7 protein-coding genes are annotated in these 11,814 nt (G+C 71.4%); 2 read left to right on the top strand and 5 right to left on the bottom strand.

Annotated elements, in window-relative coordinates; translation table 11 throughout:
- Nucleotides 1-20 precede the first annotated feature (20 nt).
- Nucleotides 21-1,841: a monovalent cation:proton antiporter-2 (CPA2) family protein gene (locus KOD61_RS01690; RefSeq protein ID WP_215219360.1), complete on the top strand. Its 1,821-nt coding sequence runs from the start codon at nucleotides 21-23 to the stop codon at nucleotides 1,839-1,841.
- Between the two features lie 53 nt (nucleotides 1,842-1,894).
- Here KOD61_RS01690 and KOD61_RS01695 read toward each other — a convergent pair whose 3' ends face one another.
- The 5 genes from KOD61_RS01695 to KOD61_RS01715 form a co-directional block, all read right to left on the bottom strand.
- Complete coding sequence (locus KOD61_RS01695; RefSeq protein WP_215219361.1) at nucleotides 1,895-2,749, bottom strand: energy transducer TonB; 855 nt, start codon at nucleotides 2,747-2,749, stop codon at nucleotides 1,895-1,897.
- Between the two features lie 67 nt (nucleotides 2,750-2,816).
- Entirely contained in the window at nucleotides 2,817-5,915 is a 3,099-nt protein-coding gene (locus KOD61_RS01700) for an ankyrin repeat domain-containing protein (RefSeq protein ID WP_407074600.1), read from the bottom strand.
- Between the two features lie 280 nt (nucleotides 5,916-6,195).
- Nucleotides 6,196-6,468 (bottom strand): YcgL domain-containing protein, encoded by a 273-nt coding sequence (locus KOD61_RS01705; protein ID WP_215219363.1) that lies wholly within the window; start codon nucleotides 6,466-6,468, stop codon nucleotides 6,196-6,198.
- A gap of 111 nt (nucleotides 6,469-6,579) precedes the next feature.
- Complete coding sequence (gene cydB, locus KOD61_RS01710) at nucleotides 6,580-7,593, bottom strand: cytochrome d ubiquinol oxidase subunit II (RefSeq protein ID WP_215219364.1); 1,014 nt, start codon at nucleotides 7,591-7,593, stop codon at nucleotides 6,580-6,582.
- Entirely contained in the window at nucleotides 7,593-9,059 is a 1,467-nt protein-coding gene (locus tag KOD61_RS01715) for a cytochrome ubiquinol oxidase subunit I (protein ID WP_407074554.1), read from the bottom strand. The genes cydB and KOD61_RS01715 overlap by 1 nt, the downstream gene beginning before the upstream one ends.
- Before the next feature lie 185 nt (nucleotides 9,060-9,244).
- Between KOD61_RS01715 and KOD61_RS01720 the strand changes: the two genes are divergently transcribed.
- Complete coding sequence (locus KOD61_RS01720) at nucleotides 9,245-11,668, top strand: S9 family peptidase (RefSeq protein WP_215219365.1); 2,424 nt, start codon at nucleotides 9,245-9,247, stop codon at nucleotides 11,666-11,668.
- The last annotated feature ends 146 nt before the right edge of the window (nucleotides 11,669-11,814 follow it).

Here is an 11,814-nt window from a genome sequence, read left to right on the forward strand (position 1 = left end):
CGCCGGGACGGAGGTGCCTGATGCACGGTGGTGGACTTGAGCTGGCCCTGGTTTTCCTGCTCGCCGCGGTGATCGCGGTGCCCGTGTTCCGGCGCTTCGGGCTCGGCGCGGTGCTGGGCTACCTGGCCGCGGGCGTGGTGCTGGGGCCCTATGGGATCCGGGTGATCCGCGATGCCGAGCCGGTGCTGGCGGCGTCTGAGATCGGCGTGGTGATGATGCTGTTCGTGATCGGCCTGGAGCTGTCGCCGGCGCGGTTGAAGGTGATGCGCAGGCCAGTGTTCGGCGCCGGCGGCGCGCAGATGCTGGTCAGCGCGGTAGCGCTGGGCCTGCTGGCGACCCTGGCCGGTTTTGGCTGGCGGACCGCGGTGGTGGTCGGTGCGGGGCTCGCGCTGTCGTCGACCGCGGTGGGACTGCAGCTGCTGTCCGAGCGCAAGACCCTGACCAGCGAGCACGGCCGACTGGCCTTCGCGATCCTGCTGTTCCAGGACCTGTGCGCGATTCCGTTGCTGGCCGCGATCCCCCTGCTCGGCAAGGCGGCGGCGGTGGACGCCGGCGGACTGGGCTGGGACGCCGTGCTGAAGGCGGTCCTGGCGATCGGGGTGCTGGTGGTCGGCGGACGGGTGCTGCTGCGCCATGTGTTCCGGATGGTCGCCCGATCGATGATGCCCGAGGTGTTCACCGGCGCAGCGCTGCTGACGGTGCTGGGATCGGCGTGGCTGATGCAGATGGCCGGGCTTTCGGCGGGGCTGGGCGCGTTCCTGGCCGGCGTGCTGCTGGCCGACTCGGAGTTCCGCCACGAGCTTGAAGCGCAGATCGAGCCGTTCAAGGGGCTGTTGCTGGGCCTGTTCTTCATGGCGGTGGGCATGAACGTCGACCTCAAGCGGGTCATGGCGGAGCCACTGCTGATCGAGCTGATGGTGCTGGCGTTGCTGACGGTGAAGTTCGCCATCCTGTGGGCCGTCGGCATCCGGCCGGGCGGTCTGTCGGGGCGCGAATCACTGCAGCTCGGCGCGGTGCTCGCGGTCGGCGGCGAGTTCGCGTTCGTGGTGTTCTCCGAAGCGGTCAGGGCGGGCCTGCTTGACGACGTCATGCGCGACCGGCTGGTCGCCGCGGTGGGCGTGTCGATGGCCCTGACCCCGTTGTTGATGATCGGGGTGGCGCGCCTGTTGCGGGGGCACCCGGTCGCCCGGCCCGAGCGCGATTACGACCCGCTGCCGGAGGACGGTCATCCCCAGGTACTGATCGCCGGGTTCGGCCGCTTCGGCCAGATCGTCGCGCGGTTGCTGGTCGCCCAGAAAGTCCCGTTCATCGCGATCGAGCACAGCGCAGACCAGGTCGATTTCATGCGCCGGTTCGGCAATCCGCTGTTTTACGGCGACCCGGCCAAGCCCGAGCTGTTGCGCTCGGCCGGCGCGGCCCACGTGCGGGTGTTCGTGGTCGCGATCGACGACGTCGAATCGAGCCTGCGCACGGTGCGGGTGATCCGGCGGATGTACCCGGATGCAAAAGTCCTCGCCCGGGCGCGCGACCGGCGCCACGCCTGGGCGCTGATGGACCTGGGCGCGCAGGCGCTGCGCGAGATGCTGCTCTCAAGCCTCAAACTGGGAGAGGACGTGCTCGTCGCGCTCGGCGTGCCGGCCGATGTCGCCCACGAGCATGCGCAGAGGTTCCTGGCCCTCGACCAACGACTGCTCAACGCCCAGTACCTCGTCCACGACGACGAGGCCGCGGTGCTGCAGGCGTCCAGCGACGCGCGGCGGGAGCTGGAACAGCTGTTCGATGCCGACCGGGGCGAAGGCGTGCTGGGCGGCATCACCCGCGAAGCGGCACCGCGCGCCTGACCCCGGTTGGTGTCCGCCGCAGGATCAGGGCGGACACCGTCAGGGCCGGAAGGTCAGCTCCCGTTGGGTCCCGTCAGCAGCCGTGGCCCGTGTTGCCCGAGCGGGTAGATGCCGCCGGCCGCCAGTGCGTCCGGCGAGAAGCCGCGCTCGTCCTCGCTGATCCAGGGGATTTCCTGTCGCGGACCCGGCACATAGGCCTGCCACTGGCCGTACTCCGGCTTGCTGCCGCGTCCGATGTTGAAACTGACCGGCACCCGCACCGACCAGTGGGTCTCGCCGGCGGCCAGTCCGTCGGTCGGCGGGACGAACGTCCATCTCCGTGCGGCAGCGATGCTGGCCTGCGCAAGGGTCCGACGGTAGAGCCGCATCTGGTTTTCGCCGGCCACGACCTTGAGGTTGACCTGCTCGGCAATGACGTCCTCGACGGTCCCGTCGATGCCGAACCGGGCCACGAGATAGACCGTGCCCGATACCCCCGCGACCAGCATGCTGCCGGGGTAGCGGGGCGGCGTACGCACGCCATTGCGTGGCATCTGGCCGGGGGGGACCTCGCCGAACTTCGCGCTGCGGACTTCGGCAACGTACTGGTCCTCATCGAGCTGGCGTGCGACCAGCCGCAGGCTCATCGAGGTTCGGGCCGGGGCGGCGACGCCATCCACCAGCACCGGTTCGAAGCGCCACGCGCCGGCCGCCTTCGTGACGAGATCGACCACGGCCGGCGGCAGTTCGTCAACGCGGTCCAGCCGGTAGCCGCTGACGCGGCCGTCGGGCTCGATGTCGACCGTGCCGGTGACCAGCATGCTGGCCTCCGCCGTCTCCCTCACGCCGCGCGGGCCGGTGGCCAGCACGCTGCCCGCGGCCAGCAGCACGACCAGGGCCAGGCCCCATCGCAAGAAGTTCCGTTCCATGAATCGTCTCCTGTCGGCGAAGCCCGGAGTATAGACGGCGCCGGGGACTGGCCCCGGCGGGCTGGTGTCAGCCGCGGTCGCGCAGGAAACGGGCCATCGACACATCGCCGCCGGGCGGTCCGGGCGGCGCGAACTCGGCGGCGATGTCGACGAAACCGCGCATCACGGCGATCTCGCGCGGGCTGCGGTTGAGGCCATCGCGCAGGTCCGGATCGGCGCCGGCGCGCAACAGCCACTGCACCACCTGCAACAGGCCATGCAGCGCGGCCAGGTGCAGTGGGCCGAAGCCGCGCGGGTCCTGCACGTCGAGTCGCGCATCGTGGTCGGTCAGTTGTTCCAGCGCGGCGACAAGCACGGCCTCGTCGGCAGCGCTGCCGGGCTCGGCGCGTGCGCCAAGCAACAACAGCAGCGGCGTCGCGCCGCCGGCATCGGCGTTGATGTCGGCCTCGCCATTGGCCAGCAGCAGGGTGTCGAACAGCGCCACCAGGCGGGTACGCTCGCGCGCATTGAAACCGAACATCGCAGCGCAGTGCATCGCGGTCCGCCCCTGGGCGTCGACTGCATGCACGTCGGCGCCGGCGCCGAGCAGGCGCGCGGCGAGGTCGGGCAGGCCGAGCGCGCAGGCAACCATCAGGACGGTGAGGTCGCCGGGCAGGCGCTGTTCGATGTCGGCGCCGGCGGCCAGCAGACGGTCGACGATGTCGGCGTGGCGCATGCTGACCGCCGCCGACAGCGGCGTCGCGCCCGAGCCCGCCGCGCGCTGGGGGTCGGCCCCGCGTGCCAGCAGCAGGTCGACCACCGCGCGGTGGCCGCCACCAGCCGCGCGCAGCAACGCGCTGCAGCCCTGGCTGTCGAGCGCATCCACGGGAAGGCCCAGGTCCAGCAGCCGGCGTACCGCATCGGCATCGCCAACGATCGCGGCCGCCGGGACGTCGGCCGGGCCAAGGCGACGGCGCGGCAGCGGCCAGCCACGCCAGTCGAGCCAGTCGGCCAGGTCGCGCCGGCCGGCAGACAGCGCCACGCCGAGCGGCGTCTGGCCATCGGCGGCGCGCAGGTCGGGCGAAGCCCCATGCGCGACCAGCTGGCGCAGCATTCCGTCTCGGCCAAGCGCGGCCGCCAGGTGCAGCGGGCTCATGCCGTGGCTGTCGCGCACGTCCAGGCCGGCGCCGCTCTGCAGCAGGCGGTCCAGGACGCGCGACCAGCCCAACCGCACCGCGAGCGCCAGCGGCGGGTCGCCGGCCGGGCTGGGCGCGAAGGGGTCGGCGCCGCGGTCCAGCAGCTCCAGGGCAGTGGGTTCCAGCTCGCGCGCCATCGGCTCGGCGGCGGCGCAGGCGGCCATGAAGCGGGCCAGGTTGCCGGCGCCCGCAGGCGAAACACCCCGGCGCAACAGCGCCTGCAGCGTTGCGAGCGCGGACGGGCCGCGGTCGAGCAAGAGCACCAGTGGCGTACGTCCGCGGCCGTCGCGAACTTCCGGGTCGGCGCCGCGCGACAGCAGCCAGTCGACCTGGTGTGGCGGCACCACGCCGTCGCCGTCGTGCAGCAGCGCGCCGAGCTCGGCCGGGCCGAGCAGCGCAGCAACCGCATCGAGCTGGTGTTCGCGACCTTCGCCCAGGCCTTCGCGCAACAGCGCGGCCGGCGCGCGGTCGGGTACCGCCTGGTCACCGCCGACACTGGCCGGCAGGGCATGCGCGGGGTCCAGCACCGCGACCAGCGACCAGCGCCCGGCGGCCGCGGCGCGCTCGATCGCGCGCTTGCCGTCGGCATCGGTGCGGGCCGGATCGATGCCGAGCGCGAGCAGCCGCTGGACCAGTTCGGGGCTGCCGCCCTCGGCCATGCAGGCCAGCATCAGCAGGTCGCGGCCCTGATCGTCGGCGGCGCTGGCCGCGTCGTGGCGATCGGCCGGCACCGCATCGAGCAGGCGACCCAGCAGGGCCAGGTGCCCACCGCGTGCAGCCTCGTGCAGCGGTGTGCGGCCGTGGTCGTCGGCGGCGATCGGGTCGGCGCCGGCCGCCAGCAGGGCGTCGACGATCGCCTCGTGCCCGGCCAGTGCGGCCTCGTGCAGGGCACGGCGGCCGTCGCGGCCACGGGCGTCGACCTTGGCCTTGAGCTTGAGCAGCAGTTGCACCCCGGCGACGTCGTCGTCCTCGCCACCGGCGGCCGACAGCAGGGCGGGCTGGCCGTCGACGGGCTCCGGACGGGCACCACGCTCGAGCAGGAAGCGGGTGAGCCGCCAGTTGCCGGCCGCGCACGCGACCCCCAGCGGCGACAGGCCGTCGTGGTTCAGCACCTCCAGTTCCGCCGCGGCGTCGCGCAGCAGGGCGGCCACGCCCGGGTCGGAGCTGCGGGCGGCGAAATGCAGCGGGGTGTTGCCCTCGGCGTCGGTCACGCGCGAATCGGCGCCGTTGGCCAGCAGCGTCATGACCGCATCGGGGCGTCCATGCCAGCTGTCGCGGGTGGCGGCCAGCAGCGGCGTCATCCCGGCGTGGGCGACGTTGAGGTCGACGCCGCGCGCAATGAGCTCGCGCAGCAGGCGCAGGTCGGGCAGCACCGCGGCCAGCACGGCCAGGCTGCGCTGATCGCGGTCGTCGGAGGGCGGCGGAGCGTGCGGATCAGCGCCGGCCTCGATCAGCTCGAGCGCGCGTTCCACCCGGCCACCCCTGGCGGCCTCGTACAGGGCCGGCTCCAGCGGTTCCGCCGGTGGTGCTGTTGGTGCGGCCACCGGGGACGCGATGACGATGTCGTCCACCAGCGGCGCCGCGGCCAGGGCCGGTTCCGCTGCCAGCGCGGGCTCCGGTGCGGGTGGCTCGGGCAGCGCTTCGTCGACGTACTCGTCCTCGTCGAAGAACCGCAGCGCCTCGGGCGGTGCGACGCGCTGCAGCCAGGCGTGCAGGCCAGCCGAAGCCAGCAGCAACGCCACCGCGGCGACCCAGCGCAACGCGCCATCGACCAACGCCGGCCAGGCCAGCAGCACCACCAGGCCGGCGACAGCGGCAATCGCGACCGCCACGCCAAGTCCGCGCCACGCACCGGGCTCCAACCCGGCCAGCGCGCGCCAGTGGTCGCCCAGCGCACCGTCGTCGCGCTCCAGTCCCTGCCAGAGCGGCCACAGCCGCCACAGCACCAGCAGCGCCACGCCGACCACCGCGCTCAGCGCGAATGCGGCCATCAACGAGCCACCGTCGAGCAGCGCGGTCAACGGCCAGGCCACCGCCAACGCCAGGCCGGCCACCACGCCGGCCCACACCACCACCAGCGGCATCGCGCTGCGGCGCAGGCGCTCCAGCGCAAGCGGCTGGCGGGTGCGCCAATGGCGCGCGGCCAGCGCGAACAGCGGCTGTGCGAGGGTGCCCGCGAGGGCGCCGGCCCATCCACCGATGCCGGCGAGCAGCGCCAGCACCGCGGCGACGGCACCAAGGCCGGCCAGCGGGGCGTGCTTCACGGGCAACTCAGGCATCGGTGCCCCAGTCCTCGGTCATCGGGTCCACCGCGCCGTTGGGCGGCATCTGCAGGTGGAACCCGCGGGTCGCCAGGTTCTCGCGGACCGTCGCCGCATCGCCGCGGGCCAGCTTGCGGTCGGGCGTGACGTCAAGTTCCATGACGAACTGCAACCGGCCCAGCGCGTCGCGCACGGGCGCGGGCACGCGGTCGAAATCGTCGCGCGCGGCGAGGAACACGTAGGTGTCGTCCTTGCGGAGGCTCTTGTAGATATGCGCTTGCATGGGCGGCGGCCGGGGAAGCTGCGCGACGGGGGCTGGCGACAAGCATACCCGCAGCCCGCGGGGGCGCGAATCCAACGTTCAGCGGGGGTCGATGCCCGTCGCGCAAGCGCTTCAGTGATAGCCGGCGTCCGCCGCCACCTTGCCCTTGAACACGCTGTAGGACCACCACGTGTAACCCAGGATCGCCGGCAGCAGGAACACCAGCCCGGCCAGTACGAACCCCTGCGACGACGGCGGCGAGGCCGCGTCCCAGATGGTCATGGCAGGCGGCACGATGTTGGGCCAGATACCCAGCACCAGCCCGGCGAAGCCAAGCGCGAAGAAGCACAGCGTGAGCACGAACGGGCGTGCGTCGCGCCCCTCGCGCATCGCTGCGCGCCACAGCGCGACCGCATTGGCGAGCACCAGCAGCGGCACCGGTGCGAGCCACCAGAAGTTCCCGTCCTCGAACCAGCGCGCCATGATCCGCGAGTCCAGGAACGGCAGCCATGCACTCACCAGTCCCATGAACGCGGCGACCACGAGCACCAGCGGCCGGGCCAGCACGCGCGCGACTTTCTGCAGTGGTCCTTCGGTCTTGAGGATCAGCCAGCCGGACCCGAGCAGCGCATAGCCGAACACCACCGCGATGCCGGTCAGCATCGAGAACGGGCTGAACCAGCCGAACGCGCCGCCGAGGTACTGGCCCCCTTCCAGCGGCATCCCTTCGACCAGTGCGCCGAGGATGACGCCCTGCGCGAACGCGGCCAGCATCGAGCCCAGCGAGAACGCCGCGCCCCAGAACGGCTTGGCCCGCCGCGCCTTGAACCGGAATTCGAACGCAACGCCACGGAAGATCAACGCGATCAGCATCAGCAGCACCGGGAGGTACAGTGCCGACAGCACCAGCGCGTACGCCTTCGGGAACGCCGCCAGTAAACCGGCACCACCCAGTACCAGCCAGGTCTCGTTTCCGTCCCAGATCGGCGCGGCGGTATTCATCATGTGGTCCAGCTGGCCCTCGTCCTCGGCGAACGGCGCGAGGATGCCGAGGCCGAGCACGAAGCCGTCCAGCAGCACGTACATCAGCACGCCAAAGCCGATCACGCCGAACCAGACCACCGGCAACACCGTCTGCAAGTCCATCAGCGGGCCTCCCTGATCACGTCGGCATCGTCGCCGGTACCGGCGGGGCCGGGAGTGGCTTCGCCGTGCCGGTTGCCGACCGACAGCGGCCGCGCGGGCGTGCGCTCGCCTTCGTCATGTTGCGGTGCCGGCTCGTGCGGCAACGGCCCGCGCCGGATCAGCGCAAGCAGGTACCAGATGCCGGCACCGAAGATCACCGCGTAGGCGACCGCGTAAGTGATGAGCGAACCCAGGACCGCCGCCGCCTGGATGTTGGGGCTGACCGACTCGCTGGTACGGAGCAGGCCATAGACCACGTAGGGTTGCCGGCCGATCTCGACCACGTACCAGCCGGCCAGTAGCGCGACGAAGCCCGACGGCGCCATCAGGCGCCAGCCGTTGAGCAGCCACTTGGAGTCGTACAGCCACCGGCGACGCCAGGCCCAGGCCGAGGCCACCACCAGCGCCAGCATCGCCAGGCCGATCCCGACCATGATGCGGAAGCCCCAGAACACCGGTGCCACCGGCGGGCGCTCCGACGGCGGCACCGCACTCAGGGGCTCGATCGTGCCGTCCCAGCTGTGGGTCAGCACCAGGCTGCCCAGCCGCGGGACCTCGACCGCGTAGTCGTTGCGTTCCTCCGCCGCGTTGGGCCAGCCGAACAGCACCAGCGGCAAGCCGGCGCCGGCTTCTCCTTCCTCCCAGTGGCCCTCCATCGCCGCCAGCTTGGTCGGCTGGTGCTCGGCGACGTTGAGGCCGTGCAGGTCGCCCACGCCCACTTGCAGCGGCACCGCGATGATCGCGAACGCGACGGCCAGCCCCAGCATCCGCTTGCCGGCCGCGACGTGCTCGCCACGCCGCAGGTACCACGCCCCGACCCCGCCGATCACGAAGCAGGTGGTGATGAACGCGGCCAGCACCATGTGCGCCAGGCGGTACGGGAACGACGGATTGAAGATGATTGCCCACCAGTCGACCGGCATGAACACGCCATCGACGATCTCGTGCCCTTGCGGTGTCTGCATCCAGCTGTTGGCCGAGATGATCCAGAACGTCGAGATCAACGTGCCCAGCGCGACCATGCAGGTGGCGAAGAAATGCAGCCGGTCGGAGACGCGCTTCCAGCCGAACAGCATCACCCCGAGGAAGGTCGCCTCCAGGAAGAACGCGGTCAGTACCTCGTAGGACAGCAGCGGCCCGAGGATGTTGCCGGCGCGCTCGCTCAGCACCGCCCAGTTGGTGCCGAACTGGAAACTCATGACGATGCCGCTGACCACGCCCATGCCGAACGAGATCGCGAAGATCTTGAGCCAGAAGAAGTAGAGGTCGCGCCAGAGGTCTTCGCGCGTGCGCAGCCAGCGGAATTCCAGGAATGCCAGCCAGCTCGCCAGGCCGATGGTGAAGGCCGGGAACAGGATGTGGAACGAGATCACGAAGCCGAACTGGACCCGTGAGAGGAACAGCGGCGAGAACCAGTCGGCATCCACGCATCGCACCTCCGCGGCACGCGGGGGTGCGCCGCGCAGGCCATTGTACGCACCGCCCCGTGACGCCCCAAGGCACGGCGGCCGGCGGAAGCGCGACGCCGGTCACCGTGGCCATGACCGCTGGCCGGTCCCACGCGTGCACGTCGCTGATACGCTTCGGCGACTTGTCCGTGGGACCCTTGCCGATGCTCCGCTTGCTGCCGTTGTCCGCCGCCCTGTTGTTGTCCGCCTCGCTGTTGCCGGGCCACGCGTCCGCCCAGGGCGTACCGCTCAACGACACGTCCACCGCCTCGACCCCGATCACGCTCGACCAGGCGATGGCCGACCCGGACTGGATCGGCCCGCCGGTGGAACGCGCGTGGTGGTCGTGGGACGGCACCCGCGCGCAGTACAACCTCAAGCGCGCAGGCGAGTCGATCCGCGACACCTGGGAAGTCGGAGTCGACGGCGGCGTGCCGGTGCGGGTGGACGGCCCGGCGCGCGCGCAGCTCGATGCCGCCGACCCGGCCTACGACGCCAGCCGCACGCGCATGGCCTTCGTGCGGAATGGCGACATCTTCGTGCGCGACCTGCGCAGCGGTGCACTGACCCAGGTGACCCGCAGCAACGACGCCGAGTCGCGCCCGCAGTGGAGCCGTGGCGGCAACCTCGTGTTCCGCGCCGGCAACGAGTGGTTCCAGTGGCACGCCGGCCTCGGCACCAGCCAGGCCGCGATCGTCAAGGCCGAGAAGGATCCGGCGGTCGAGCCGATGCCCGACGACCTGCGCGACCGCCAGCTGCGGCTGATCGAAACCCTCGCCACCGAGCGCGCCCGGCGCGAGGCCGCGCGCGAGCAGGAGCAGGCCTGGCGCGCCGTCGATCCGACCCGCGCGCCGCTGCCGGCCTACCTCGGCGACGGCCTGGAGATCGTCGACAGCGCACTGTCGCCCGACGCGGCGTGGATGCTGGTGGTGACCGAGGCCAAGGGCGCCGATGAAGGCCAGGCCGGCAAGATGCCCAAGTACGTGACCGAGTCCGGTTACGAGGAGTTCGAGGAAGTGCGGGTGCGGGTCGGTCGCAACGCGCCGCTGCCGCATCGCCTGTGGCTGGTCGAGGTCGCCAGCGGCAAGGTCTCCGAGCTCGGGTTCGACGGCCTGCCCGGCATCGGCACGGACCCGCTCGCCACGATGCGCGAGAAGGCTGAGCTGCCCCCGCTGGAAGGCGACCGCCCGGTGCGCGTGGAAACCGACGGCGACGGCAGCGGCCCGGCGATCCATTGGCGCGACGACGGCCGCAGCGCCGCCGTGCTGCTGCGCGCGGTCGACAACAAGGACCGCTGGATCGCGACCGTGTCCCCGGCGGCCGGGCAGGTCGACCAGGCTGCCCTTGCCACGCGCCATCGCCTCCACGACGACGCCTGGATCAACTGGAGCTTCAACGACTTCGGCTGGACCGGCGACGGTGCGCTGTGGCTGCTGTCGGAGCAGACCGGGCACTCGCATCTCTACATTGCCGACGGTGCGGGCGAGCCGCGCGCGCTGACCTCGGGCAACTGGGAGGCATCCTCGCCGGTGCTGGGCGCGGACGGCCGCACGTTCTTCTTCACCTGCAACCGCAACTGGCCGGGCGACTACGAGGTCTGCGCGGTCGACCGCGACGGTGGCGCCGTCCGCGAGGTGACCGCGCTCGACGGCGTGGAAAGCTTCGCGCTCTCGCCTGACGGCTCCCGGCTGCTGGTGCGCCACTCCGACAGCTACCTGCCGACCCAGCTGGCCGTGGTCGACACGACCGGCGAGCGCACCGCCCAGCTGACCGACACCCGCAGCGCCGAGTTCAAGGCGCGCCAGTGGGTGCAGCCCGAGATCGTCCAGATTCCGTCCAGCGACGGGGCGGGCACGATTTGGGGCAAGTACTACGGGCCGGCCGACATGCAGCCCGGGCGCGAGTATCCGGTGGTGATGTTCGTGCATGGCGCCGGCTACCTGCAGAACGTGCATGACCGTTACCCGGTGTATTTCCGCGAGCAGATGTTCCACAACCTGCTGGTGCAGCAGGGCTACATCGTGCTCGACCTGGACTACCGCGCATCGGAAGGCTACGGGCGCGATTGGCGCACCGCGATCTACCGGCAGATGGGAACGCCGGAGCTGCAGGACTACCTCGACGGCCTGGCGTGGCTCGGCGCCAACCGGCAGGGCGACGTTGACCGCGCCGGCATCTACGGCGGCAGCTACGGTGGCTTCATGACCTTCATGGCGCTGTTCAAGGAGCCGGGCACGTTCAAGGCCGGCGCCGCGCTGCGCCCGGTGACGGACTGGTCGCAGTACAACCACGAGTACACGTCCAACATCCTCAACACGCCCGAGCTCGACCCCGAGGCGTACCTGCGCTCGTCGCCCATCGAGTTCGCCGAAGGCCTGCAGGACAACCTGCTGATCGCCCACGGCATGATCGACAACAACGTGTTCTACAAGGACTCGGTGATGCTCGCCCAGCGCCTGATCGAGCTGCGCAAGGACGACTGGGAGCTGGCCTCGTACCCGCTCGAACGCCACGGCTTCGTCCACCCCGACAGCTGGTACGACGAGTACCGGCGGATCTACGAGTTGTTCGAGGACAACCTGAAGTAGCCCGCCCGGCCCGGCCCCAGGTTTCCCCACCCGCGCCTGCACACCCCGTGTGCAGGCGCTTTTCTTTTGCACCGCGCAAGCCACCCCCGGTAGGAGCGACGTCAGTCGCGACCCGCCGTACGCCTGGCCAAGCCGCGCTCAACGCG

Source organism: Lysobacter luteus, from assembly GCF_907164845.1.
Taxonomy (GTDB): Bacteria; Pseudomonadota; Gammaproteobacteria; order Xanthomonadales; family Xanthomonadaceae; genus Novilysobacter; species Novilysobacter luteus.